This is a genomic window from Paracoccus chinensis (assembly GCF_900102885.1).
GTDB lineage: Bacteria > Pseudomonadota > Alphaproteobacteria > Rhodobacterales > Rhodobacteraceae > Paracoccus > Paracoccus chinensis.
On sequence record NZ_FNGE01000002.1, the window covers coordinates 14,467 to 39,374 of the forward strand.

General features: G+C 68.6%; 28 protein-coding genes and 1 pseudogene. 22 read left to right on the top strand and 7 right to left on the bottom strand.

Annotated features, from left to right (window positions below; genetic code table 11):
* The first annotated feature begins 25 nt into the window (after positions 1-25).
* Positions 26-148: a hypothetical protein gene (locus tag BLQ03_RS18980; RefSeq protein ID WP_281200986.1), complete on the top strand. Its 123-nt coding sequence runs from the start codon at positions 26-28 to the stop codon at positions 146-148.
* A 99-nt stretch (positions 149-247) separates the two neighbouring features.
* Here BLQ03_RS18980 and BLQ03_RS01945 read toward each other — a convergent pair whose 3' ends face one another.
* Positions 248-703, bottom strand: a complete 456-nt coding sequence (locus BLQ03_RS01945; RefSeq protein WP_090752160.1) for a c-type cytochrome — start codon at positions 701-703, stop codon at positions 248-250.
* Between the two features lie 278 nt (positions 704-981).
* Here BLQ03_RS01945 and BLQ03_RS01950 point away from each other — a divergent pair, with 278 nt between their 5' ends.
* Entirely contained in the window at positions 982-2,028 is a 1,047-nt protein-coding gene (locus BLQ03_RS01950) for an AbrB family transcriptional regulator (protein WP_090752163.1), read from the top strand.
* Positions 2,029-2,048: 20 nt separating this feature from the next.
* Here BLQ03_RS01950 and BLQ03_RS01955 read toward each other — a convergent pair whose 3' ends face one another.
* Together BLQ03_RS01955 and BLQ03_RS01960 are read right to left on the bottom strand one after the other, a co-directional pair.
* Positions 2,049-2,930, bottom strand: coding sequence for an alpha/beta fold hydrolase (locus BLQ03_RS01955; RefSeq protein ID WP_090752166.1), 882 nt, complete (start codon positions 2,928-2,930; stop codon positions 2,049-2,051).
* Positions 2,931-2,980: 50 nt separating this feature from the next.
* Positions 2,981-4,762, bottom strand: coding sequence for an SLC13 family permease (locus BLQ03_RS01960; RefSeq protein WP_090752169.1), 1,782 nt, complete (start codon positions 4,760-4,762; stop codon positions 2,981-2,983).
* 94 nt (positions 4,763-4,856) lie between these two features.
* On the opposite strand from BLQ03_RS01960, the gene BLQ03_RS01965 reads away from it, so the two are divergent.
* The gene (locus BLQ03_RS01965; protein WP_175558747.1) at positions 4,857-5,414 is read left to right on the top strand and encodes a DUF533 domain-containing protein; all 558 of its coding nucleotides are present in this window, start codon (positions 4,857-4,859) and stop codon (positions 5,412-5,414) included.
* On the opposite strand, the gene BLQ03_RS01970 is transcribed toward BLQ03_RS01965, so the two are convergent.
* The 3 genes from BLQ03_RS01970 to BLQ03_RS01980 are packed head-to-tail and all read right to left on the bottom strand — an operon-like array spanning position 5,402 to position 9,443.
* Complete coding sequence (locus BLQ03_RS01970) at positions 5,402-5,866, bottom strand: CBS domain-containing protein (protein WP_090752175.1); 465 nt, start codon at positions 5,864-5,866, stop codon at positions 5,402-5,404. The two genes, BLQ03_RS01965 and BLQ03_RS01970, sit on opposite strands and share 13 nt — an antisense overlap.
* Positions 5,863-6,234 (bottom strand): response regulator, encoded by a 372-nt coding sequence (locus BLQ03_RS01975; RefSeq protein ID WP_090752177.1) that lies wholly within the window; start codon positions 6,232-6,234, stop codon positions 5,863-5,865. The genes BLQ03_RS01970 and BLQ03_RS01975 overlap by 4 nt, the downstream gene beginning before the upstream one ends.
* The gene (locus tag BLQ03_RS01980) at positions 6,234-9,443 is read right to left on the bottom strand and encodes a response regulator (RefSeq protein WP_139166603.1); all 3,210 of its coding nucleotides are present in this window, start codon (positions 9,441-9,443) and stop codon (positions 6,234-6,236) included. Before BLQ03_RS01980 ends, BLQ03_RS01975 begins: the two co-directional genes overlap by 1 nt.
* Positions 9,444-9,603: 160 nt before the next feature.
* On the opposite strand from BLQ03_RS01980, the gene BLQ03_RS01985 reads away from it, so the two are divergent.
* The 13 genes and pseudogenes from BLQ03_RS01985 to BLQ03_RS02045 all read left to right on the top strand — a co-directional run bounded on the left by BLQ03_RS01985 (position 9,604) and on the right by BLQ03_RS02045 (position 21,736).
* On the top strand, positions 9,604-10,722 hold the full coding sequence (locus BLQ03_RS01985) for an aminodeoxychorismate synthase component I (RefSeq protein WP_090752969.1): 1,119 nt from the start codon (positions 9,604-9,606) through the stop codon (positions 10,720-10,722).
* Positions 10,680-11,315, top strand: coding sequence for an aminotransferase class IV family protein (locus BLQ03_RS01990; protein WP_090752181.1), 636 nt, complete (start codon positions 10,680-10,682; stop codon positions 11,313-11,315). The genes BLQ03_RS01985 and BLQ03_RS01990 overlap by 43 nt, the downstream gene beginning before the upstream one ends.
* A gap of 115 nt (positions 11,316-11,430) precedes the next feature.
* Positions 11,431-11,919: a DUF411 domain-containing protein gene (locus tag BLQ03_RS01995; protein ID WP_090752183.1), complete on the top strand. Its 489-nt coding sequence runs from the start codon at positions 11,431-11,433 to the stop codon at positions 11,917-11,919.
* A 219-nt stretch (positions 11,920-12,138) separates the two neighbouring features.
* Positions 12,139-13,646, top strand: a pseudogene (scpC, locus tag BLQ03_RS02000) (succinyl-CoA:acetate CoA-transferase ScpC).
* A 90-nt stretch (positions 13,647-13,736) separates the two neighbouring features.
* Entirely contained in the window at positions 13,737-14,297 is a 561-nt protein-coding gene (locus BLQ03_RS02005) for a hypothetical protein (RefSeq protein ID WP_139166604.1), read from the top strand.
* Complete coding sequence (locus tag BLQ03_RS02010; RefSeq protein ID WP_090752186.1) at positions 14,294-15,181, top strand: hypothetical protein; 888 nt, start codon at positions 14,294-14,296, stop codon at positions 15,179-15,181. The genes BLQ03_RS02005 and BLQ03_RS02010 overlap by 4 nt, the downstream gene beginning before the upstream one ends.
* Positions 15,181-16,575 (top strand): AAA family ATPase, encoded by a 1,395-nt coding sequence (locus BLQ03_RS02015; RefSeq protein ID WP_090752190.1) that lies wholly within the window; start codon positions 15,181-15,183, stop codon positions 16,573-16,575. The genes BLQ03_RS02010 and BLQ03_RS02015 overlap by 1 nt, the downstream gene beginning before the upstream one ends.
* Positions 16,572-16,856, top strand: coding sequence for a head-tail connector protein (locus BLQ03_RS02020; RefSeq protein ID WP_090752192.1), 285 nt, complete (start codon positions 16,572-16,574; stop codon positions 16,854-16,856). The genes BLQ03_RS02015 and BLQ03_RS02020 overlap by 4 nt, the downstream gene beginning before the upstream one ends.
* 170 nt (positions 16,857-17,026) lie before the next feature.
* Positions 17,027-18,535 carry a terminase large subunit domain-containing protein gene (locus tag BLQ03_RS02025; RefSeq protein ID WP_245688640.1) on the top strand — a complete coding sequence of 503 codons (1,509 nt, stop codon included), beginning with the start codon at positions 17,027-17,029 and terminating at the stop codon, positions 18,533-18,535.
* Positions 18,526-18,873: an HNH endonuclease gene (locus BLQ03_RS02030; RefSeq protein WP_090752196.1), complete on the top strand. Its 348-nt coding sequence runs from the start codon at positions 18,526-18,528 to the stop codon at positions 18,871-18,873. The genes BLQ03_RS02025 and BLQ03_RS02030 overlap by 10 nt, the downstream gene beginning before the upstream one ends.
* Positions 18,866-20,116, top strand: a complete 1,251-nt coding sequence (locus tag BLQ03_RS02035) for a phage major capsid protein (RefSeq protein WP_090752198.1) — start codon at positions 18,866-18,868, stop codon at positions 20,114-20,116. Before BLQ03_RS02030 ends, BLQ03_RS02035 begins: the two co-directional genes overlap by 8 nt.
* Positions 20,116-20,670, top strand: a complete 555-nt coding sequence (locus tag BLQ03_RS02040) for an HK97 family phage prohead protease (RefSeq protein ID WP_090752200.1) — start codon at positions 20,116-20,118, stop codon at positions 20,668-20,670. The genes BLQ03_RS02035 and BLQ03_RS02040 overlap by 1 nt, the downstream gene beginning before the upstream one ends.
* A gap of 1 nt (position 20,671) precedes the next feature.
* A complete protein-coding gene (locus tag BLQ03_RS02045) occupies positions 20,672-21,736 on the top strand; it encodes a phage portal protein (RefSeq protein ID WP_090752202.1) in 1,065 nt (354 codons plus the stop codon).
* A gap of 232 nt (positions 21,737-21,968) precedes the next feature.
* On the opposite strand, the gene BLQ03_RS02050 is transcribed toward BLQ03_RS02045, so the two are convergent.
* Positions 21,969-22,358 carry a hypothetical protein gene (locus BLQ03_RS02050; RefSeq protein WP_090752204.1) on the bottom strand — a complete coding sequence of 130 codons (390 nt, stop codon included), beginning with the start codon at positions 22,356-22,358 and terminating at the stop codon, positions 21,969-21,971.
* A gap of 74 nt (positions 22,359-22,432) precedes the next feature.
* Between BLQ03_RS02050 and BLQ03_RS17860 the strand changes: the two genes are divergently transcribed.
* From BLQ03_RS17860 to BLQ03_RS02075, 6 genes are all read left to right on the top strand, one after another.
* Entirely contained in the window at positions 22,433-22,582 is a 150-nt protein-coding gene (locus BLQ03_RS17860) for an Arc domain-containing protein (RefSeq protein ID WP_139166605.1), read from the top strand.
* A 13-nt stretch (positions 22,583-22,595) separates the two neighbouring features.
* Positions 22,596-22,820: a hypothetical protein gene (locus BLQ03_RS02055; RefSeq protein ID WP_090752206.1), complete on the top strand. Its 225-nt coding sequence runs from the start codon at positions 22,596-22,598 to the stop codon at positions 22,818-22,820.
* Positions 22,820-23,014, top strand: a complete 195-nt coding sequence (locus BLQ03_RS02060; protein ID WP_090752208.1) for a hypothetical protein — start codon at positions 22,820-22,822, stop codon at positions 23,012-23,014. The genes BLQ03_RS02055 and BLQ03_RS02060 overlap by 1 nt, the downstream gene beginning before the upstream one ends.
* Before the next feature lie 99 nt (positions 23,015-23,113).
* On the top strand, positions 23,114-23,581 hold the full coding sequence (locus tag BLQ03_RS02065) for a hypothetical protein (RefSeq protein ID WP_090752210.1): 468 nt from the start codon (positions 23,114-23,116) through the stop codon (positions 23,579-23,581).
* Between the two features lie 3 nt (positions 23,582-23,584).
* Positions 23,585-23,767 carry a hypothetical protein gene (locus tag BLQ03_RS02070; RefSeq protein WP_090752212.1) on the top strand — a complete coding sequence of 61 codons (183 nt, stop codon included), beginning with the start codon at positions 23,585-23,587 and terminating at the stop codon, positions 23,765-23,767.
* The gene (locus BLQ03_RS02075) at positions 23,760-24,908 is read left to right on the top strand and encodes a tyrosine-type recombinase/integrase (protein WP_090752214.1); all 1,149 of its coding nucleotides are present in this window, start codon (positions 23,760-23,762) and stop codon (positions 24,906-24,908) included. The genes BLQ03_RS02070 and BLQ03_RS02075 overlap by 8 nt, the downstream gene beginning before the upstream one ends.

Genomic DNA, 24,908 nt, shown 5'->3' on the forward strand with positions numbered 1-24,908 from the left:
TTCCACTGCGGAATGACCGCGCATCATGCCGGGGCCATCGCCATGCCGGGTTGAACTGGAATACGGCGATGACGAGCAGTCGAAGGCTGGGCTGTCGGAGATGCAGAAGATGACCGCTTGGGTCGAGAAGAACGCAGGACAGCAGTAAGCACCACGGCCGCCGCTGAACCTGCAAGGACCGATCTGCCGCAGATCTGGAACACGGGCGCATGCCGAACCGGCAAGGCTGTCCTGTTCGGGCCAGTGCCTAGCCACCGTTTCGTCTGGCCTGGATGGCGCGGATGTCGTCGGGCCAGTTCGACTTGATGAAGGACAGGATGGCGGCGATGTCGTCCTCGGTCAGGATCTCGCCGAAGGCGGGCATGCCCGAGGTCATGGCTACCCCCATGTCATCCAAGACCGCCTGCCCGCCCCGGCGGATGTAGTCCGTCAGCATGGCATCGTCATGGTGCCAGGTGTGACCGGAATCGTCATGCGGCGGGGCAGGGAAGGTGCCGTCCGCGCCGGGAAGCTGCCAGTCGGGCTGGCCCTCCAGCCGTGCTCCGTGGCAGTTCGCGCAATGGATGGCGTAAAGCTCGGCCCCATGCCGCAGTTCGGCGCGCTTGGCGTAGGCCCATCCTGCCCGGAGCGTTCCACCGGCCAAGGTTGCGGCAAGCAGCCATGTCGCCGGAAGGACGAGGGCGGATGGAAAGCTTCGGGACATGGCGGGCAGATTGCGGCCCTTTGCGCGAAGGTCAACCTTGGCGCTGACAGCGCCCGGGGGAGTGCCCCGGACGTAGCAGGGCAGTAACGTCAGGCGGTCCGCGGCGGCGGAAGGCAATCTCAAGGCACAGGTCGGCCTCACCCATGGCTCACCGACAGGATCAGGGCCGGAAACCTGCCCTCCCGCTACGTCGCTCTTACTATCAGACCAACTGTCCTCTTGCCTGCGGGACCGGGCGCAGCCAATCGGGGGCTGTTCAGGCGAAGGGTGACAACAGGATGGCGCAGCTTTCTCGACCCGGTCCGCGCCGGCTTGGCTGGGGGCTGGCCACGGCGGTGCTCGCCGCCACGGGTGCGGGGCTGGCGGTGGCGCTGGGCCTGCCCGCGGCATGGCTGATGGGGGCGATGATCGCCACGGCGGCGGGCGCGCTGGCGGGGCTGCCGGTCGGGCTCGAACGGGGTCCGCGCGAGGTGGCCTTCCTTCTGGTGGGCATCTCCATCGGCTCCAGCGTCACGCCCGGGATCCTGGGAGAGGTGCAGGCCTGGCCCGGCAGCATCGCGCTGCTGGTGGCCTCGATCGCCGCGACGATGGCGGTGTCCAGCGTCTATCTCGCGCGGGTGCATGGCTGGGACAGGACCACGGCGCGCTTCGCCTCGATGCCGGGGGCGTTCTCGTCGGTCGCCATCATGGCCGCGAACAGCAGCGCCGACCTGCCGCGCGTCATCCTGGCGCAAAGCCTGCGCGTGTTCACCCTGGTCGCACTGATGCCGCCGGTGCTGTCCCTGGCAAGCGGCGGCGCGATCAGCGGGGCCGCCACGGGGCCGCAGCCGACCAACACGCCCCCCGAGGCGCTGGCCGTCTTTCTTGCAAGCGGCGCGGCGGCGATCCTGCTGAACCGGCTGCGCGTACCGGCGGGCACGGTTCTGGGGGCCATGGTGGTCAGCGCGGGGCTGCATGCCAGCGGCCTCGTGGAGGGGCGCTTTCCGCAGCCGCTGATCATCCTGGGCTTCATCGCGACGGGCGCGGTGATCGGTGCGCGCTTCCGGGGCACGACGCTTCGGACGGTTGTCCGCACGATGCCGGGCGCCACGGTCAGCATCCTGCTGGCGCTTGGGGTCTCGGCCCTTTTCGCGGCGGCGGGGGCCTGGATGCTGGGCCTGCCCTTCGGGCAGCTGTGGCTGGCCTATGCGCCGGGCGGGGTCGAGGCGATGGCCGCGATGGCGCTGGTGCTGAAGCTCGAACCCGCCTTCGTGGGCACGCATCACATCCTGCGCATTCTCGGCCTCAATCTCGTCGGCCCCTTGTGGCTTCGCGGGTCACGTTGAGGAGGATGCAGGCGTAGCCGTCAGGAACCCCCCTTCAGGAAGCCCCCGATCTCGGCCGTGACGCGCTCCGGTTCCTCGAGATGCAGCCAGTGGGTCGTGCCGGGAATGACGAGAAGCCGCCCGCTGTCGCACAACCCCACGGCGTCCCGCGCCACGTGGCGTTCCAGCGCCGCGTCCCTTTCGCCCCATAGCACAAGGGTCGGTGGCAGGATGCGCGCCGGTTCCGCGGGCCTTCGGCGCCGGCGCAGGGCACGGTAATAGTTCAGCATCGCGCTCAGGCGTCCAGGCTGGCCCCAGGCCGTGGCGTAACGGTCGAGATCGCCGGGGCGGAAGGTGTCGGGCCTTGCGCTGCCGCGCATCATCGCGCGCAGACCTGCAAATCCCAAGGGGCGCAGCATCGCCTCGGGCAGCAGGGGCAGCTGGAACAGCGCGGCATAGCTGCTGCGCAGGGCTTGCGTCGGGTGCCTCAGCGCTTGGCCGAGAAGGTCGGGATTGGGCGCGTCGAGGATCACCAGCCGCCCGATCCGGCCCGGGTGGCGTGCCGCCGTGGCCCAGGCGATCACGCCGCCCCAGTCGTGACCCACGAGGTCGAAGCGGTCCGCCCCGAAACTGTCCGCCAGCGCCAGCACATCCGCCACCAGAAGGTCGAGGTGGTAGCTTGCGATGCCGCGCGGCGCGTCGCTGAGATTGTAGCCCCGCATGTCCGGCACGACCACGTGGAAGCCCGCCTCGGCCAGCGGCGTGATCTGGTGGCGCCAGGCCCACCAGAACTCGGGGAAGCCGTGCAGCAGAACCACTAGGGGGCCGGTCTCGGGGCCCGCCTCGACGACATGCAGCGACAGGCCGTTCACCTGCCGCCTGCCCGGGCGCCATCCGGGCGCGAGGAGTCCGCTGTCCGACATCGGGGAAGCCTCCCTTCCGTTCGAAAGCCTGCCCTGCCGCCTGTCCGGCGTCAGAGGCTGCTCAACCCCCAGACCATGGCGATCAGCGGCGTGCCGACCAGCACGACAAGGATCGACAGGGGCAGCCCCAGCCGCCAGTAGTCGCCAAAGCGATAGCCGCCCGGCCCCATGACCAGCGTGTTGCATTGGTGCCCAATAGGGGTGAGGAAATCGCAGGCGGCCCCCAGGGCCACGGCCATCAGGAAGGGGTCCGGGTTCAGGCCCAACCGCTCGGCAAGGCTGGCCGCGATGGGCGCCATCACCAGCACGGTCGCTGCGTTGTTCAGGAAGGGCGTCACCGCCATCGCCAGCACGATCATCAGCCCCAGCGCGACCAGCGGCGGCACGTTGCCCGCCACCCGTTCGAGGCCCGCCGCGATCAGGTCGGTCCCGCCGGTGGCCTGGATCGCATTGCTGACCGGGATCAGCGCGGCCAGCAGGACGATCACCGGCCATTCGATCGACTCATAGGCCTCGTCCATCGTCATCACGCGCAGAAGCAGGACCAGGGCCGCCGCGCCTGCAAAGGCCACGGCCACGGGGACCACATGCGCGGCCACCAGCACCATCGCCGCCGCCAGGATCATCAGCGGCAACCAGCTGCGCTTGCGGCTGCCGAGCGCCACGTCGCGCTGGCTGAGCGGCAGCACGCGCAGCTCGCCCAGGGACGGCGCCAGACGCTCGCGCGTGGCCTTGAGGATCAGGACGTCGCCCACCTCCAGCCGCAGCCGCCGCAGCCGCCGCGTTAGGCGCTGGCCGCTGCGGCTGACCGCCAGAAGCTGCAGCCCGTGGCGGCGCAGCAGATGCGCCTCGGCTGGGGTGCGGCCGACCAGCGCGGAATCGGCCGTGACGACGCCCTCGGCCACGACGCTGTCGGCGTCGGCCTCCTCGTCCTCGGCCACCTCCTCGCCGGCCAGGCGCAGGCGGGCGCGGGCCACGACGCGCTCCAGGTCGTCGGGCTCACCGCTCAGCAGCAGCACGTCCTCGGCCTGCAGGAGGCTGTCGGGACGAGGGGCATGGCGGCGGAAGCGTTCCCGGATGATGGTGGTGACGCGCAGGCCGCCTTCGGCCAGGGCCTCGAGTTCGGCCACGGTGCGGTCGACGAAGGGCGAACCCTCGGGGACGCGGGCCTCGGTCGAATATTCCTCGATGTTGAAGGCCGCGTCCATGGACCGGCTGGCGGCGCGGCGGTCGGGCAGCAGGCGATAGGCGAAGGACAGGAAGACCACGCCCAGCCCGGCGATGACGATCCCCACGGGCGTATAGTCGAACATGCCGAAGGGCTTGCCCAGGATGTCCTCGCGCACCTTGGACACCAGGATGTTGGGCGAGGTGCCCACCAGCGTCACGATCCCCCCGATCAGCGAGCCGAAGGCCATGGGCATCAGCATATAGGACAGGGGCGTGCCCGTGCGCCGCGACAGCTGTGCCGCGACCGGCATCAGCATGGCCAGCGCGCCCACGTTCTTTGTGATCATGGACAGGACGGTGACGGCCGAGACCAGCACGGTGACCTGCGCCTGCGCGCCCTTGAGGTTGCGCAGAAGCGGGCGCATCGCCGTTTCCACCGCGCCCGAGCGCGCCACCGCCGCCGAGACCAGCAGGGCGGTCGCCACGATGATCACCACGTCGTCGCCGAAGCCGGAAAAGGCCTCGGTCGCGGGGATGATCCCGATCAGCACGCCCGCCAGCAGTGCCAGCAGTGCCACGAGGTCATAGGGCAGACGGCCCCAGATGAAGAGGCCAATCGTGACGGCCATCAGGCCGAAGGCGAGCGCTTGGTCGAGGGTCAATTCCGGGGGTCACTCCGCAGGGGCAGGGCGGAACCGCGCGGCCCGCTGGCCGGTTCCACCGGGCGTCGGACACGAGGGCAGGGCGGTGGACATCATGGGATGGATCTTCAGGACGGCGCGCAACCGCGACGGACAGGCGCATGCGCTGGAGGCGCAGGCGCAGGAGGTGGCGCCCGCGCCCGCGCCGCTCCCGCCCGTTGCAGCCGAGGGGCTGGAACTCGCGCTGGGCGCCAAGCTGCTGGACGGCTGGCTGTCGAACCGCAGGCAGGTGCTGGTCCCGCACACGCTGAACTTCCGCGTGCTCGCGCCCGAGGAATCCGCCCTGCTGGTCGATGTCATGGCCGCCGCCGCCCAGGGGGATGGCGAGGTGGACCCGCGCGAGGCCCGGCAGCTGCCGCTGACGCTGGAGCGGCTTGGCGCGGGCGAGGCCGAGACGCGGCGGCTGGAAGCCGCGCTGGCCGAGCCGCAGCATCTCGGCCAGCTTCTGTCGCGGGTCGAGGAGGCGGGCCTGACCACCCATGCCTATGCGGCGGCGCTGCTGGCGATCAACCGGCGCGGCGGGGTGAACCGCGCCTTTCTTGACTATGTCGCGCAACGGCTGGGGCTGTCGGCCGAGGTGGCAGGCAGCCTCGAGCGCCGCTACCGCACCTGAACGGGCCGGGCCTCGGGCGCGGCCTCGGTCCCATGGCCTTCGGTCAGGTCGCGCAGCACCGTCTGGACCGACCCGCTTTCCACCAGAAGATGGCGCGCGACATCGCCCAGGGTCAGCCAGCCGATCACCCGGCCACCGTCGTCCCGCACGGCCAGCCGGCGGATGTGATGGGCGGCCATCAGGTTCATGGCGTCCTGCAGGCTGTCCTCCTCGCCGCAGCCGATCACGGGGCGGGTGGCGATGGCGCCCACGGTGACCTCGGCGCCGTTCAGCCCCCTGGCCACGACGCGGTACAGGATGTCGCGGTCGGTCACGACACCCTGCAGGTCCTCGGCCGTGCCCACGGGCAGCGCGCCCACGTCCAGTTCGCCCATCAGTTCGGCCGCCTCGGACACGGGGACCTCGGCGGGGATGAACTCGACATAGAGGGCCATGATCTCGCCCACCCTCATGCCACGGCCCCCAGCGCGGCGTCGATCTGGGTCAGCAGCTTGGAAAAGTCGATCGGCTTGGGGTGATAGTCGTCGCAGCCCGCGGCCAGCGCCTTTTCCCGGTCGCCCGCCAGCGCGTGCGCCGTCAGCGCGATGATCGGAATGGCGGCCGTGGCCGGGTCGTCCTTGAGCTGGCGCGCGACCGTCCAGCCGTCCATCACCGGCAGGTTCATGTCCAGCAGGATCACCTGCGGGTGCTCGGCCCGCGCCATCTCCAGCCCCGCCTGCCCGTCATGAGCCAGCACCACGTCATGTTCCCGCCGCTTGAGACGCCGGGACAGAAAGTCCCAGATCTCGGGCGTATCCTCGACCAGCAGCAGTTTCGCCATCAGTCCCGTCCTTCCTTCTTCGTTCCCGCGCGCTCGGCCGCGATGCGCTTCAACTCGTCCAGCAGTTCGTCAACGCTGTCCTCGCCCGGCTGGATCACCTGCCGCACCTGATCGCGCAGGCGCGCGCGCTCCTCGGGCGGCAGGCCCCCTTCGGTCAGGGCGATGACCGGGATCGCCCGCAGGTCGGGGCTGCGGCGCAGGCGGCCCAGCAGGGCGAAACCTTCGACCGCGGGCAGGTCCAGGTTGACGAGGATCAGGTCCGGCCGCCGTTCCGCGATCCGCAATTGGGCGGCAGAGGCATTGGCGGCCTCCGTCACATCCCAGCCCTCGCCGGTCAGAAGGCGGCCCAGTTCATCGCGCGTGGGCGCGTCGCTTTCGACCACCAGCGCCAGCCCGGACGGCACGGCCGAGGGCAGGCGGTGGCGGTCCACGGTTTCCTTGAGCCGCTGCCAGTCCACGGGCTTGGTCAGGTAGTCGGCGGCCCCCAGCGAATAGGCAAGGCCGGTTTCGCGGATCATGGACACCATGATGACCGGGATCTCGGCCAGCTGCGGGTCGGCCTTCAGCGCCGACAGCACGGCCCAGCCGTCCATGCGGGGCATCATCACGTCCAGGATGATGGCCGAGGGCGCGATCTCGCGCGCCAGCGCCAACCCGTCCTCTCCGTTCGCCGCCGCCGCCACGGCCAGCCCGTCGCGCCCGAGGAACCGCGTCAGAAGATCGCGCATGTGCGGGTCGTCGTCGATGACCAGCACGCGGTCGGTAGGACCGGCTTCGCCGCCCGGCTCTGCGGCCGCGGTGTCTGGACCGACCGGATGGCGCACGTCGGCGGGAAGGGTCAGGGTGAAGCTCGTCCCTTCGCCTTCAGCGCTGTCCACGGCGATGGTCCCGCCCATCATCTCGGCAAAGGCCTTGGTCAGCGCAAGCCCCAGGCCCGTGCCACCGAAGCGGCGCGTGGTGGACACGTCGGCCTGGGTGAAGCGCTGGAACAGCTTCTCCTGCTGTTCGGGCGTCATGCCGATGCCGGTGTCGTCCACGCGGAACTCAAGCCAGTCGCCCCTGCGGGTGGCGGTCAGGGTGACGCGGCCGTTCTCGGTGAACTTGGCCGCGTTCGACAGCAGGTTGAACAGGCACTGCCGCAGCTTCACGGGATCCGACTGCATGGCACCCAGATCAGGGGCAACTTCAGCCGTGAAGCTGTTGTCCTTTTTCGCCATCAGCCCCTCGACGGTGGCGCAGACCTCGTCCACCAACGGGGCCACGTCGAAGGCCTCGACCTCGACCTCCATCTTTCCGGCCTCGATCTTGGACAGGTCCAGAACGCCGTTGATCAGCGACAAGAGGTGCCGGGCGCTGACCTCGATCTTGCCCAGGTCCTCGGCCATGTGGGCGGCGGCCTCTCCCAGGTCCTCGGCCTCCTCCTCCAGCAGCTCGGCATAGCCGATGATGGCGCTGAGGGGCGTGCGCAGCTCGTGGCTCATGTTGGCGATGAACTGGCTTTTCGCGAGGTTGGCCTCTTCTGCGGCCATCTTGGCAGCGGCGAGGTCCTCCTCGCGGCGGCGGCGCTCGGTCACGTCCCAGGTGATGCCCAGGGCATAAAGGCCACGCCCGAAGGGCCGCCGCTCGACCGAGCCGCGGGCCACGGCCCAGCGCACCTCGCCCCCTTCGCTCCCAAGGCGGAACTCAAGATCGAACTCGCCCTGCTCGCGCCGGGCCTGCTCGAAGGTGGCGGCGACATGCGGGGCATCCTCGGGATGGATGCGGGCCAGGAACTCGGCGGCGGGCAGCTCGCCCTCGGCCGCGGGCAGGTCGAAGAGGGTGCGGAAGCCCTCGTCGGCCTCCAGCACCTCGCGGTCGAAGTCCCAGGTCCAGGACCCGATCCGCGCCACCTGCAGGGCAAAGCGCAACCGGCGCTCGGCCGCCAGCGCGCGGGCCTCGGCCTGGCGCTGGGCGGTGATGTCGGTGCTGGTGCCGAACCAGCGGGTGACGCGGCCGTCCTCGTCGGGGATCGGCACAGCGCGGGACAGGAACCAGCGATAGCGTCCGTCCTGGCCGCGCAAGGGGAAGGTGTCCTCCCACACGGTCCCGGCCTCGATGGCGGCGCGATAGGACTCCTCGGCGCGGGCGGCGTGGTCGGGGTGATGCAGGGACCACCAGCCCCAGCCCTCCATCTGGCTGAAGCTGCCGCCGGTATAGTCGTACCAGCGCTTGTTGAACCAGTTGATCGCGCCGCTTGCGTCGGCGATCCAGGTCAGTTGCGGCAGCTTCTCGGCAAAGGCGCGGAACTCCTCCTCGCGGTCGCGCAGCGCCGCCTCGGCGCGCCTGCGGCGCAGGTACTGGCCGACCTGCTGGCCGATGGCATTGGCGCTGTCCAGAAGGTCGTCCCCGCCTTCGGGCGCCGCGCGGGCGTAAAGCTCGATCACGCCCAGCACGCGGCGGCCAAGGCGCGCGGGCACGGCCATGGCCGCCACGAAGCCTGCCGCTTGCGCCGCCTTGCGCCGTCCGGCATCACCGAGGTCCAGGGACTTGATGATCTCGCCCTCTTCCCAGGCCCGCCCGGCCAGGTCCTCGCCCCGGTCCAGCGTCAGGTCCATCGTGGCCCCGACCAGCGCCTGCGCGTCCAGCCCCGGCGCGACCCAGCTCGCCTCGGGGGCAAGCTGCCGCTCGCGGTGGTTCACCGCCCAGAAGAACCCGGCCTGAAAGCCGAGGCTGCCGCCGACGGCCGCCAGCAGGCGCGGCAGCACCTCCTCGATCTCGGCGCTGCCCGCGAGCATCCGGCTGACCGTGACCTGCAGCGCCAGCCGGTCCGAGGCGCTGCCCTGGCGCGCGGTGTCCACCATGGTCACGACGCTGCCCGCAAGCTCGCCCCCCTCGATCAGCGGCCATGCGGAATATTCGGCGGTGAAGAAGCTGCCGTCCTTGCGCCACAGCACCTCGTTCGACAGCCGCACCGCGCGGCCGGTCAGGCGGGTGGCCAGCAGCGGACAGGCGGATTGCGGAAAGGGTGAGCCGTCGGGATGGCTGTGGTGGATCAGCTCGTGCATGTTCCGCCCCAGCACCTCGTCCGCCGCATAGCCCAGCATCTGCAGCGCGGCCGGGTTGGCATAGGTGCAGCGCCCCTCGGCATCGAGGCGGTAAAGGCCGAAGCCCAGCGCGTCCAGCATGGCGCTTTCGGCGGGCAGCGGGGCAGGGGAAAGGGGTGAGTCCAAGGGTGCCTCGTGGAACGGCAGGGCGCATGTGCCTCGCTCAACTCGGGCCGGGCGTTGCCGTTCCGGCGTGGCGATTGCCTGGACACGGCACGGCCTGTAAAGGGCGGCGGGACCCTGGCCATGGCGGGTTGCTGCGCCTAGAGGGATTGCGTTGGCGCCTGTGATATCCTGCGAATTCGGCCCAGGCGGCAGGCCCGCCCTGTTCCGCGACCCCTCGGCGCTGGTGCTGGCCCATGCCTCCCACGAGGTGCTGCCCGCGCTGGAGCGGCTGGAACAGGCCCGCCGCGCGGGCAAGTGGATCGCGGGCTGGCTGTCCTACGAGGCGGGCCACGCGCTCGAGGACCGGCTGCGGCCCCTGATGCACGAACCGCCCGGCCCCCTGCTGGCCTTCGGGGTCTTCGACGCGCCCGGGAAGGACCAAGCGGCCCCCGAGGAGGAGGTCCGCCTTTCGCCCTTCCGCCCCCTGGTGTCGCGCGACGCCTATGAGGCCGCCTTCGCGCGTGTGCAGGCCTATATCCGTGCGGGCGACTGCTACCAGGTCAACCTGACCTTTCCGCTGGAAAGCCGGATGGAACGCGGCTCGCCCTGGGGCCTTTACCGCGCGCTGCAACGGCTTCAGCCGGTGGGATTCGGGGCCTGCGCCGACCTGGGCGGGCCGGTGGTCGTGTCGCGCTCGCCCGAGCTGTTCCTGCGGCTCGAGTCCTCGGGGCGGATCGAGACGCGGCCCATGAAGGGGACCGCGCCGCGCCATCCCGACCCTGCGCGCGACGCGGAACTGGCGGCGGGCTTGGCGGCGTCCGAGAAGAACCAGGCCGAGAACCTGATGATCGTGGACCTTCTGCGCAACGACCTGGCGCGGATCTGCCAAGTGGGCTCGGTGCGGGTGCCGGAACTGTTCGCGGTGGACAGCTTTGCCACGGTCCACCAGATGAGTTCGCGCGTGACGGGGCAGCTTGCCGCCCCCGCGAGCCTTCCCGATCTGATGCGCGCGCTGTTCCCCTGCGGGTCCGTCACCGGCGCCCCCAAGATCCGCGCGATGGAGATCATCCGCGAGGTCGAGCCCTTCGCGCGCGGCGTCTATTGCGGCAGCCTGGGCTGGATGGGGCCGGACGGGGCGGGCTGCTTTTCCGTGGCGATCCGCACGCTGTCGGTCTGGCCGGACGGGCGCGTCACGCTGAACGTGGGCGGGGGCGTGGTGGACGATTCGACCGCCCCCTCGGAATGGGAGGAGGCGCTGTGGAAGACCCGCTTCGCGCTGCCGCTGACGACCCCGGGCTGAGGCTGATCGAGACGGCGCTGTGGGACGGCGCGGCCTGTCCGCGGCTGGAGGGGCACCTCGCGCGCCTGACGGCCAGCGCGGCGGCGCTGGGCTGGCCCTGCGACGCCAGGGCTGCAGGGGCCGCGCTGAAGGGAGAACCGGGCACGCCCGCGCGCCTGCGGCTGACCCTAGACTGCGCGGGGATGCTAGAGGTCGCGCGTGCGCCTTTGCCGCCCTCGCCGCCCGAATGGCGGCTGGGGCTGGCCTCGGCGCGGCTGCACTCGGCCGACCCCTGGCTGCGGCACAAGACCACGCGGCGCGCGGTCTATGACGCGGCCCGCGCGACGATGCCCGAGGGTCTCGACGAGCTTCTGTTCCTCAACGAGCGGGGCGAGGTCTGCGACGGCACCATAACCACGCTGTTCTTCGACCGGGGCGAGGGGCTGCGCACGCCGCCCCTGTCCTGCGGGTTGCTGGCGGGTGTGCTGCGCGCCGAACTGCTGGCAGGCGGACACTGCCGCGAGGAAAAGCTGCTGGCCGGCGATCTGCCGCAGGTGCGCCTATGGGTCGGCAATGCGCTGCGAGGGCTGATGCCGGCGCGCTGGCAGCGGTGAGCCGGGCCGGGCGCCGGGCGTTGGCGGCATCATGTCGCGGCCCTTGCCCCTTTGGTGTCCGGCCCGACGGGCTTACGTCAGGCATCAGTCACAGGCGCGAGGACGAGGTCTGAAGATGCGGAACACTCACGGGATCGGCCGGCGGGCCATTCTGGCCGGAATGGGCGCTCTGCCCCTGCTGCTGGCGGTCGGAAGGGCAGGGTGGGCCGCAACCCTGCCGCTTGTGACGGTAACCAAGGATCCGAGTTGCGGCTGCTGCGGCGCCTGGGTCGATCATCTTCGCGCCGCGGGCTTCCCCGTGCGGGTCGTGGAATCGGACGACGTGGACGCGCTCAAGTCGCGGCTCGGGGTCCCGGCCGAGCTTGCCTCGTGCCATACCGCCGAGGTCGAGGGCTATGTCGTCGAGGGCCATGTCCCCGCCGCCGCCCTGACGCGCCTGCTGGCCGAGCGGCCTGCGGCGACGGGGCTGGCCGTGCCGGGGATGCCCGCGGGCTCGCCGGGCATGGATTACCCGGGCACCGTGCCCGAGCCCTACGAGGTGGTCCTGTTCGGTTCGAAGGGGCAGGAAACCTTCGCCCGCTTCCTAGGCGGGCGGCAGGTCTGAGGTCCCGCCCGGGTCAGTGAAGGGCGGCGGCCTGCCGGATCATGGCCGGGCCGCCCGGTGCGTTTCAAACGGCATCCAGGCGCGAACCGGCCTTCGCTGACGGCCATGCAGACCTGCGCCCAGCGCAAGCCTGACCGGCGCGTCAGGCGAGCCAGCTTCACATTCTTCGCGCCCCGGCGGTAAGGGCATCCTTGCCATCTGCAGCCGAGGAGACCTGCCATGACCCGCATCGCCCCCCAAGACCTTCGCGCGAAGATCATGTCGGCCGAGGACGCGGCGGCGATGATCCATTCGGGCGATACCGTGGGGATGAGCGGCTTCACCGGCTCGGGCTATCCCAAGGCCGTACCCATGGCCCTTGCCGCGCGGATCGAGGCCGAGCACGCGGCCGGGCGCCCCTTCCGGGTGCGGGTCTGGACCGGAGCCTCGACCGGCCCGGAACTGGACGGGGCGCTGGCCAAGGCCGACGGGATCGAGTTCCGGCTGCCCTACAACTCGGACCCCATTGCCCGCGAAAAGATCAACCGCGGCGAGATGGACTATTTCGACATGCACCTGAGCCAGGTGGCGCCCATGGCTTGGCAAGGCTTCCTGGGACCCCTGAACACCGCCGTGGTCGAGGTCACGGGCATCCGACCGGACGGGATGCTGATCCCCTCCTCCTCGGTCGGCAACAACAAGACCTGGCTCGACCGCGCCGAGAAGGTGATCATCGAGGTCAACCGCTGGCAGAACCCGGCGCTGGAAGGGATGCACGACATCTACTACGGCACCCGCCTGCCGCCGGACCGCGTGCCGATCCCGCTGACCCGCCCCGACGACCGGATCGGCGAGCCCTGCCTGCGCTGCGACCCGGATAAGATCGTGGCGATCGTGGAAACCGACGCGCCGGACCGCAACCTGCCCTTCTCCCCGCCCGACCAGACCGCCCGCGCCATCGCCGGGCACCTGCTGGAGTTCTTCGGCCACGAGGTCGCCCGTGGCCGTCTGCCCGCCTCGCTGCTGCCGATCCAGTCGGGGGTGGGCAACATCGCGAACGCCGTGCTGACGGGGCTGGTGGACAGCCCCTTCGAGGGCATGACCGCCTTCACCGAGGTGATCCAGGACGGGATGCTGGACCTGCTGGATTCGGGCAAGCTGCGGATGGCCTCGGCCACCTCCTTCTCGCTGTCGCCCGAGGCTGCGGCGCGCGTCAACGCCGACATGGCCCGCTATCGCGACCGCATGATCCTGCGCCCGCAGGAGATCAGCAACCACCCGGACTGATCCGGCGGCTCGGCTGCCTGGCCATGAACGGGCTGATCGAGGCCGACATCTACGGCAACGTGAACTCGACGCACATCATGGGTTCGCGCATCCAGAACGGGATCGGCGGGTCCGGGGACTTCGCCCGCAACGCCTATGTGTCGGTCTTCATGACGCCGTCCACGGCCAAGGGCGGGCGCATCTCGGCCATCGTGCCGCAGGCCAGCCATGTCGATCACGTGACGCAGGACGTGCAGGTGATCGTGACAGAACAGGGGCTTGCCGATCTGCGCGGCCTGTCGCCCAAGCAGCGCGCCCGGGCCATCATCGAGAACTGCGCCCATCCCGATTATCGCCCGCATCTGGCCGACTATTTCCGCCGCGCCGGCGAAGGCTCCTATGGCAAGCACTCGCCCTCGCTGCTGACCGAGGCGCTGAGCTGGCACCAGCGCTTCATCGACACCGGCTCGATGCTGCCCTGAGGCAGCAGGGCGGGCGCATCACCACCGCCTGACAGCCGGGGCAGGAGAGCATCTGTCCCGGCTGTCAGGCGGTGACAGCCCGGACAGGTCATGCCGCGAAGCAAGGAAAAAGAGCCGAGGCAGCGATGCCTCGGCCCTTTTGGAAATGGCGGACCCGGAGCGATTCGAACGCCCGACCCCCAGATTCGTAGCCTGACCCACGGCTTTGAATCTAAAGGGAAAATCTCGCAACCGGCGCTGGATGGCGTAGTTTCGGATCAATGGGTTACGAAATCGGTGCAAACCGGCACGGACCCCGAAAACGAAAACCCCGGCGCGCTGGCGGGCGCAACCGGGGTCAAACTGCATAGCAGTAGTGTCACCCACGAACATACTCTGAACCGCCTGCGGACTGCAAGCGCCCTGGCCTGTGCAGTCGCAGCCTGTGACCCGGACGACCGCGTTCCCTTCCTGGAGCGGCTGCTGGAGGAACTGCGCCCCGGCTGGCCGCAGGTGCCGTTCCTCTGCGGCGTGATGGAGGAAGCCGGGTTCTGGGCTGACATGGCGTCCCGCGTGGAGCTGAAAGCCTACTGCCTTGCCAGCTATCAGCGGATGACCCCGGCCGATCAGGCCGCGTTCCTCGGCTATGTGCAGGGGAGGGATGCGGCATGAACGCGCTTTACCCGGCCAGCCTAATAAATCCTGCACCGCGTCGTCGCGCCACCTCGGCCGAGATGGAGATCAGGGCGCGGTTTCTGATCGACTATGCCGAGGCGCACGGCCCGGTCACTGTCCGCCAGCTCTTCTATCAGGCCACGGTCGCCGGGCTACCCGGCATCGAAAAGACCGAGGATGGATACAACAAGGTGCAGGCGCAGGTGCTGACCCTGCGGCGCGAGGGGCGGATGCCCTATCACTGCATCGCAGACGCCACCCGCTACATGCGGAAGCCGCAGACGTTCGACGGCTGGGAAGATGCGCTGCGCGACACCGCCCGGTTCTATCGGAAATCGCTCTGGGCCGAGTCCACCGTGGATGTGGAAATCTGGTTGGAGAAATCGGCGCTGGCTGGCGTGATCTACCCGGTCACGTCCGAGTTCGACGTGCCGCTGATGCCGACCGGCGGCTTCACGTCCGAGACCTTCGCGCATGGGGCCGTCGAGAGCATGAGGGGCACCGGCAAGACGCTGGTGATCTATGCGCTCTATGACTTCGACCGCAGCGGGCAGGACGCATCCGCCTCGCTGCAAGAGAAGGTCGAGCGGTTCGGCGCGGAATACGGCGTCCACGTGGACTTCTACCACCTGGGTCTGACCTGCGATCAGGTGAAGAACATGCGCCTGCCGACCCGCCCGGCCAAGCGCAACACCAAGGCCGATCAGCGTTGGCCCTACGAGTTCGCGGCCGAGCTGGACGCGATCCCGCCCGACGATCTGCGTGATCTGGTCCGCTGGGCTATCGAGCGGCACCTGCCCGCCGATGAGTTGGAGCGCCTGAAAGAGATCGAGGCCGCCGAACGCGACACGCTGATGAAGTTCATCGGGAGGGCCGCGTGATGGGGGCCTTCGAGATCATGGGCACTATGGACGCCCAGCACCGCGCGGAACGGGGCATTGATCCGGGCCGCCTGCTGACGGGCCGGGCAGCCGAACTGGCGGACGCGCTGATCCCCATGAACCGCGTCCGGCCGGTGCTGCGGTCCCGGCATCTGGTCAAGGGCTGGCTGGATCGCGGGGCCATGTCGGTTGTCTATGGCGAGTCCAACGTGGGCAAGACGTTCTTCGCGCTCGATCTGGCAGCGCACGTCGCGGCTGGGCTGGACTGGCACGGGCACCGCGTCCCCTCGGGCGAGAAATGGGCAGGCCCCGTTCTCTACATCGCCAGCGAGGGCGGAACCGGCATCCGCAACCGCATGGAAGCCATGCGGCGCGAGAACCCCGATCTGGACGGCGACAAGCTGATCCTGCTGCCCGCCGGGCTGGACCTCTGCACGTCCGACGATAGCCAGTGGCTGGTCGAGACGATCCTGACCAAGCTGCCGCAGCGGCCGTCTCTGATCGTCGTGGACACGCTGGCCCGAGCGATGGGGAACGGCGACGAGAACACGGCCCAGGACATGGGCCAGTTCGTCCGCAGCATCGACCACCTGCGGGCCGAGACGGGCGCGCATGTCATGGTGATCCACCACAGCGGCAAGGACGCCAGCAAGGGCGCGCGCGGCTCTGGCAGCCTGCGAGCGGCGGCGGACACTGAGATCGAGCTGACCCGCAGCGACGACACAATCATGGCCGAGCAGCGCAAGCAGCGGGACATGCCGTGCGATGGCGTGTTCGCCTACACGCTCAAATCGGTGTTCCTTGGACTGGACGATGAGGGGGACCGCGTTACCTCGGCCGTTGTAACGCCCGCCGAGGCGGTAACGCGCAAGAACAAGGTCCGCCTGACCGGCACCGACAAGATCGGGATGCAGGCGCTGTCCGATGCCCTGGCGCATCATGGCGAGGTCCGCCAAGGGGATATGTTCCCGCGTTCCCGGCAGTGCGTTTCCTTGGATCGCTGGCGCGAGTTCTGCGACCGACACAGCCTGTCGAGCGGCGAGGGCGATAGCAGCAAGCGCACCGCCTTCCATAAGCTCAAGAACCGCCTGCAAGATAAAGAGATCGTCCGCATCGTTGATGGCTTCGTCTGGAAGGTGGAGCCTGATGACAAGCGTTCCCACCGTTCCCAAACCGTTCCCGAGAACGCAGGGAACGTCGGTCATGCTGCCGTTCCCACCGTTCCCGCGCTCTATAAGAGCGGGAACGAGGGAACGCTGACCCAGCCGGGCAAAGAGGTTGTCCCCGACCTAGGGGAAAACCCCGCACCTTCCACCGACACCACGCTTCCCCAAACAGGCGCGCGCATCCCGCTGCCTGACCCCGACACCTTCGACCCGGAGATGTGGCGATGACCCCTTCCCCCGTGCCCCTGACCGACGCCAAGGAATATCTGCGTGTGGGCGCCGATGATGATGATCTGCTGATCCAGCGTCTGCTGGACGCGGCGGGGCAGGAGCTTGCCCACTACATCGGCCCCGACATGCCCACGGGCGATCTGCCCGACGACCTGCAACTGGCCGTGCTGGAGCAGGCAGCGTGGCACTATGACAACCGGGGCAGCGTGGACGTGAAGCCCGGCCTTGTGCCTGCGGCTGCCCGCATTGCGGCGCGCTACAAGCGAGTGCGGCTGTGACCGAGGCGAAGCGCCCGAGAGGACGACCGCGCAAGGATGGTCTGCCCGCAGGGTCGCCAGAGGCGCGAGCGGCCGACCTGCGGTCTGGTCCCAATGGGCAGACTTCCGCGAAACAGGGATACCGGCGTCCACCTGTTCTTTTCCCTCTCCCGAAAAAATCCGGGGAGGAATTGGCCGATCAGGCGATTGCCTTCCTTGAGACGCTGACCGTTCCCGAGGGTCCGAAGGCGGGCGAGCCTCTGCAACTGGCCGAGTTCCAGCGCAGGTTTGTGCGGGGCGCCCTGGCTGACGGCGTGATGGTCGCCTGCCTGTCGATCGGGCGCGGCAACGCCAAGACGGCCCTATCAGCGGGCCTCGCTCTGGGCAGCCTCATGGGCGTCTGGGACGACCAGCCCAAGCGGGAAATCCTGTTCGCCGCGCGGAACCGCGATCAGGCCAAGACCGCCTTTCAGTTCGTGACCGGCTTTATCGAGGGGCTGCCCGAGGATGAGCGCGAGCAGTTCATCATCCGGCGCGGGTCCAAGCTGGAAGTCGAGTATCCCGGCAATGGCGGCGGGCTGATCCGCGTCATCCCTGCCGATGGCAAGTCGATCCTGGGCGGCGCCCCGACGCTGGCGCTGATGGACGAGCGGGCGGCTTGGGAGCGCGAGAAGGGCGACAACCTGGAGAATGCCATCCTGTCGGGTCTCGGCAAGCGCGACGGCCGGGCGCTCATCATCAGCACGTCCGCACCTGACGACGCCAACACGTTCTCGCGCTGGCTGGACGATCCGCCCCCCGGCACGTTCGTGCAGGAACACCGGCCCCCCTTCGGGCTGCCTGCCGATGATCTGCCGTCGCTGCTGGAAGCCAACGCCGGCGCGGTCGAGGGCATCGGCGCATCCCTGGACTGGCTGGTGGCGCAGGCAAAGCGGGCGATTGCGCGCGGCGGATCGGCGCTGTCGTCGTTTCGGAACCTTAACAGGAACGAGCGTGTTTCCACCGAGGATCGCTCGGTTCTCGTCACAGTTGACGAATGGCTCGCCGGAGAAGTCTCGCCGGGCGATCTACCCCCCCGCGACGGTCCCTGCATCCTGGGCGTGGACCTGGGCGGCTCGCGGTCCATGTCCGCAGCGGCGTTCTACTGGCCCCAGACGGGCCGCCTGGAGGCTCTGGGCACCTTCCCCGGCAACCCCAGCCTTGCGGATCGTGGCGCGGCTGACGGCGTGTCTGACCGCTACACCCAGATGCAGGAACGCGGCGAGCTGACGGTGATGGGCGAGGCCACGGTGCCGCCCGGTCCCTGGCTGGCCGAGATCGTCCGCAAGCTGGACGGCATCACCCCGGCCTGTATCGCGGGCGACCGCTTCCGCCATGCCGAGTTCACCGAGGCGATGGACAAGGCGGGCCTGCGTGTCCCGTTCATCTACCGGGGCTTTGGCTGGAAGGACGGCAGCGAGGACATAGAGCGGTTTCGCCGGGCGCTGTTTGACGGCGAGGTGAAGGGCGTTCCATCCCTGCTGCTGCGGTCGGCGTTCTCGGATGCCATCGTTCTCAATGATCCGGCTGGCAACGCCAAGCTGGCGAAAGCCCGAAGCCTCGGGCGCATCGACGCGGCGGCGGCAACGGTGCTGGCGGTGGCGCAGGGCCAGCGGATGCTGGCGGCCCCCACCCGGAAAGCGAGGGTGGCATGGGCGTGAGGGACTACACCCGCCACTCCAAGCGCATCACGCGCGGCCCGCGCTGGCACACGCTGCGGATGGCCGTGCTGGAACGCGACGGCTTCAAATGCGTGGACTGCGGCAAGAGCCGGGGCCGCCTGGAGTGCGATCACGTCATCCCGGTCCGGCTGCGGCCTGATCTGGCCTACGCCCCCGAAAATTGCGCCATGCGGTGTCCTTCGTGTCACTCGGCAAAAACCCGGATCGAGGTCGGGAACCCCCCGCCTTCGTATGACCGCCACGGCTGGCGGAAGGCTGTCAACGAACTGACGGCCGACAACAAACCCCTATCGAGCAAAGAGGAAACACATGCTTGATTCTGTCCGACTGCAACGGCGGCAGTCTGAAATCCGCCAAACCCTGTCGTCGCTGGTCGGCAAGTCCGATGCCAGCGAGGATGAAATCCGCCAGATGGAAACTCTCGACGGCGAGTATCGCCAGAACGAGATCAAGTATCGCGCGGCGCTGACAGCCGAGGATACCGAGCGGCGCGAGGCCGGGGCCGATCTGGAAACTCGCGCCGGGCGGCAGTGGGATGATCTGGTCGCGGGCTTCGAGCTGCGCCAGATCGTCGCCGCGCTGGAGGAAGGCCGCGCCCTGTCGGGCCAGACGGCCGAGATCGTTTCCGAGATGCGGAGCCACGGCGGTTATCGGGGCATCCCCGTGCCGCTGGCGGCGCTGGAGCAGCGCGAGCTGGTCGCAGGCACCACGACGAGCGCGGACGTGCCCAAGCCCGTCACGATCCGCCCGCTGATCGACCGCATCTTCCCCGCGTCCGTCGCGTCCCGCCTGGGCGGCGAGGTCATCAACATCACCTCGGGCGCAGTCGCCATTCCCGTCGCCACGGCGGGCGCGGTGGCAGGCTGGGCACCGACCGAGGGCGCGAACGTCCCCGGTCCGCAAGCCTTCGACTTCGCGGAACGGATGCTGGAGCCGGACCACACACTTGGCGTCCATATGCGGATCACCCGCAAGGCGCTCAAGCAGGCGGGCGACGGGCTGGAAGCGGCGATCCGGCGCGACATGAACGCGGCCGTGCAGACCGAGCTGGACCGGGCGATCCTGATGGGCAGCGGGGCCAATGGCGAGCCTCTGGGCATCATCACCGGCGCGGCCGACTACGGCATCACCGAGACGGCCGTGGGGGCTGCGGCAAGCTGGGCGGCGTTCCGGCAGGCGGCGGTGGCCTTCATGGACGGCAACCTGGTCAAGTCGCCGGGCGACATCCGCATGGGCTTCAACCCCGAAATCTGGGCGGACCTGGACGACGCCCTGATCAGCGGCACGGCCGTGTCGCAGTGGGACCGGCTGGTGAAGCACGTTCCCGCCGGGCAGATCGCCCTGGCCCCGACGCTGCCCGAGGGCACGGCGGTGCTGACGACGAACACGGGCGGGATTGCCCCGTTCTATGTCGGGATCTGGGGCGGGCTGGACCTGATCCGCGATCCGTTCTCGGACGCGCAATCGGGCACCCTGCGTCTGACGGCGCTGATGACGGCGGACGTGACCGTGGCGCGCGGGTCGCAACTTGCGATCCTCTCGGGCATCGGGGCACCCTGATGCTCTGGGGCGGTCACAACGGCAGCCTGGAGCTGCGAGCCGAGGGCGGGACCACCCGCCTTCGCGCCACGTTCCCTTATGGGGCCGAGGCGGAAATCGCGCCGGGGCGGTTCGAGCGGATCGCCCCCCGCGCCTTCGCCGCCCGGATCGAGGCGGGCGAGGATATTCACCTGCTGGCGGGCCACAGCTACGACCGGCCGCTGGCGTCCCGTTCTGCGGGCAATCTGCGGCTGACCGATGGGGATGATGCCCTGACCGTGGAAGCCGAGATCGAGGAAGGCACCACCTGGGCGCGGGACTTCCTGGCGGCTTATCGGGCGGGCCTGATAAAAGGGCTGTCCCCGGGCTTTCGTGTTCCGCGTGGCGGCGAGCGGATCGAGCAACGGGCCAGCGGCATCCTGCGGACGATCACGGCGGCCGAGCTGTTCGAGGTCTCGACCGTCACCCGGCCCGCCTATTCCCAAGCGCAGATCGAGGCGCGGGCATGGGAAACGCATCAGGACCGCCAGCCGGTTCGCGTCCCCGTCTATGCGCTCAACCGATGGAGGGCATGACATGGGGCTGATGGACCTGTTCCGACGCAAGCAACCCACAGAGACCCGCGCGGTTGCGTCCGGCTTCACGGCCGACCTGATCGCGGCGCGGGCGGAATGGCTGTCCGGCCGGTCGAACACGGCCGAGCTGACGGCGACCGTGCAAGGCTGTGTGAGCCTCTGGGAAAGCGGCTTCACCCTGGCGGACGTGGCGGGCACCGACATGCTCGACCGGCGGACGCTGGCGATGCTGGCGCGGTCCCTGGCCCTGCGCGGCGAGGCGATGTTCCTGATCCGGGACAAGCTGTTGCCCGTCACCGATTGGGACGTGAAAACCCTGCATGGCGAGCCGCGCGCCTATCGCGTGAGCGTGTCGGAGATCGGCGGCGGCACCTCGGAGACGGTGCTGGCGGGCGAGGTCTTGCACGTCCGCATCGGATCGTCCCCGGTGACGCCCTGGGCCGGGACCGCACCCCTTCACCGGGCGAGCCTGTCGGCCGAGCTGCTGCAAGAGGTCGAGACGGCCTTGCGCGATGTTTATCGGGACGCGCCCTTGGGCAGTTTGATCGTTCCGCTGCCGGAAGGATCGGCCGAGGACATGGCCGCGATGCGGTCCGCCTTCCGGGGCAGGCGCGGGGCCACCCTGGTCATCGAGGGCGTGGCGCAACAGGTCGCCGCAGGGATGCACCCGCAGCTTGGCCAGCGCCCCGAGGGCCTGACCCCGGACTTGCAGAAGGCCATGACGGCCGAGACGCTGCAAGCCGCCCGTGGCGCGGTCCTGATGGCCTATGGCGTCCTGCCCGCCCTGCTGAACCCGGCCACCACCGGGCCGCTGGTGCGAGAGGCGCAGCGGCACCTGGCGCAACTGGTCCTGCAACCGATCGCCATGCTGGTCGCGGACGAGGCGACGGCCAAGTTGGGCAGCGAGGTCAAGCTGGACGTGGTGCGGCCGATGCAAGCTTTCGACCACGGCGGCAAGGCGCGGGCGTTCGGCGCGATGCTGCAAGCCTATGCCACGGCGAAGGAGGCCGGGCTGGACGGCACCACCCTGCAAGACGCGCTGCAATTCGTAGACTGGCAGGAATGACGAGCTAGGGCCGGGATGCGCCCTGCGGAGTTGTTCACCGCGAAGCATCTGGGATCAGACGGTGAGTGCCCGGCCCTTGGGAGCCACAACCCCGTCACGGCGCGGTCGGACCCTTCATCTGGCGCGGCGCAGGCTGGCACGGCGCGAACCGGGGCCATCCGCAGCGCGTGTAAGCGCATCGCCCGCGTCTGGGCAGGGGCCGATTGCAGCGAGATGTTGCGTCGGCCCCGATCTATTCCTGGGGCTTAGTGAACCGAACGTTCATTGTCTCGATGGCTTTCAATCGCTCAATCAACTGTTCTTCGATTTCTTGAACGCGATCCTCGCGCCTCTTCAGGCTCTCAAAGGCAGCACTGACCGCTTCGCTCATCTTGATGGTCTCTTCCCGCATGAGGCGGATTTCGTCCTTTTCCCCGTGGGCAACGGCGTTCTCGATGAAGGCAACAGGATCGCCGAACTTCTCGGCTTCGTTTGCCAGCTTCTGAACCCCGAGAAGGATGCCGACGATATGCTGCGACAGGCTGCGCCGTGCTTCGGCAGCGCCAGCCTCAAGGTCAGCCTTCAAGCTGGCCGGCAGCATCAACTTGAACTGAACAAGACGATCTTCATCCATGCCGAACATATGGACAAGATTTGTCCTTGACGCCACGGACATTTGTTGTCCATATGGGGACAAGATTTGTCCGTGAGGCGACTATGAAGCCGATCCAGTTCAAATTGATCCTTCCTCCCGATGTGAAGGCGTGGATCGAGGCGCAAGCCGCCAAGAACCTGCGTTCGCAAAGCGCGGAGATCGTCGTCTGCCTGCGCGAGCGCATGGATCGCGAAGCTCAACCCCAGACCTAAGAGGAACATCCCAATGGAAACGAACCAACGCGCTCGCGCGAACAGCGCCCGCTTGCCAGCCGTTCTGACGCAATCCGAGTGGGACGAACTGCACGACGCCCTGGAGTTGGCGCTGGACGCCTTGGGCGACGGCCCGGCGGACGTGGACATGCTCTATCTGGTTAACTGCATGATCCATCAGCGTGTCGCTCTGCGGCTGACCCACCTCAAGGCCCGCGCCAACGGGAGGCCCTGCTGATGGCAACGGTTGCAGACGTGCAGCACCGCGCCGTGCTGCTGGCCGACATGATCAAGGTTGTCGATCACCTGATGACCGAATCTGACGCGCCAAAGAGCATCAGGGACTTGAGCGTGTCGCTGATCATGGCCGCCCGCGACATGGCAGGCGAGCTAGTGAACGAGATCGACCGGCTGCCGAGGACTGCGCCCTGATCGGGGCATAAAGACCTATTGCTTTATCAATCGGTCACGCTTATTGTTGTTTCAATAGGTAGGGCGAACGGCTCTGACCGACGCACAGGAGCAATTAACATGACGCGGATCAAGGTATCCAGCACAGTCGCGGCGCAGATCGCGGGCATCAACAAGCAGCGGTTCAACGAGGCCGTCGCTGCGGGTTTCTACGAGTGCGCGCCCCGCACCGCCCCAGGAAAAACGCGCATGTTCGACGTGAACGACGTGCTGGCGCTGAACGTCTATCGCCACCTCACGGAAGAAGGCGTTATCCCCGCGAAGGCGGGGCCGATGACTTGCGAGCTGCTTCACCTGCTGCGCGCCTATCCCGGCCATGACCGCTGGTTGCAGGTCAAGGATGGCTTCGGCCGCACGACCTGGATTCCTGCCGACCAGTTTTCCGCCAACTCCGAGTTCATCAGCGGCGTCAACATTGTTTCGACCCGCGACTGGCGGATCGGGGACATGCTCCCTCGCATCATCCACGAGATGGAAGAAGCCTTCTACAGCGTCCAGCACCCGGACGACCGGACCGACGAGGACTGATCCATGACCCGAGCCGCCACGGTTCCCAACGTCCGCAAGATGGTCAAGCTCGTTCAGGAGATGGGCTTGACTGTCGCGGGCGTGGACGTGTTCCCGGATGGCGGCTTCCGTGTCCTGACCGCGCAAGAAAAGCAGGACGCGGCCGATGCGGCGCTGGACGGCTGGTTGAGGTCGCGAAATGGTTAAGGCGAAGATCAAGGGTGTGAACACTGTCCGCAAGCGCCTCGCTGACGGCACGGTGCGAGCCTACTACTATCACCGCGCGACCGGCGCGGCGCTGCCGGGGAAGCCCGGCGATCCTGCGTTCCTGGCTGCGATGGTCGAGGCCGAGAAGATCGCGCCGAAGGACGTTGGCAACGTCAATGCCCTGATCCGTGATTACCTGCTGTCCCTGACCTTCGAGAAGAAGGCCGCCAGCACCCAGCGCGAATACAAGCGGATGCTGACCGAGCTGGAGGTGAAGTTCGGCAAGCTGCCGATTCGGGCGCTGGAAAGCCCCCGCGTCCGGGGCGTGTTCCTGGACTATCAGGAAGAGATCGGCCGGGACCGCCCGCGCGAGGCCGACAACCGGCTGTCGGTGCTGTCCGCCGTGTTCAGCTACGCCGCGCGCAAAGGGCGTATCAAGGACAACCCGCTGGCCGGGTTCGAGCGCATCTATTCCGGCGACCGATCCGAGATGATCTGGACCGCCAACGATATCGCCGCGTTCATGGCCGCCGCGCCGCTGGAAATGCAACAGGCGATGATCTTGGCGCTGCACACGGGCCAGCGATACGGCGACCTGATCCGCCTGCGCTGGTCGGACTTCCGGGGCGAGACGATCAGCCTCAAGCAGAACAAGACCAAGGCCCGCGTGACGATCCATGTGTCGCAGGCTCTGGCGCGGATGCTGGACGGTATGGACCGGCGCGGACCCTACATCCTGACCCGCGACGATGGGCGGCCCTGGTTTACCGAGGGCAACGACAAGGAACTGGGAAAGCAGTGGTCGGCGCACATGATCGCCTGCGGCTTACGCCCGGAAGGCTATGCCGAGCTGTCCAAGGCCCGGAAGGCCGAGCATCTGCGCTTCAATGATCTGCGGGGGACGGCGGTCACGCTGCTGTCAGAGGCCGGAAATGGCATCCCGCAAATCTGCGCGGTGACAGGGCACACGCTGCAATCCGCGACCCGTATCCTGGAGAAATATCTGGCGATGACACCGGCCTTGTCGAAGGCCGCGATTCTCGCCTTCGAGAACAGCCCGGCAACTGCTTTTGCAAACCGGCTGCAAACCGGCCCCCAAGGGGCCGACCACCTGCACCTTAAAGCACAAGGAGATCAATAG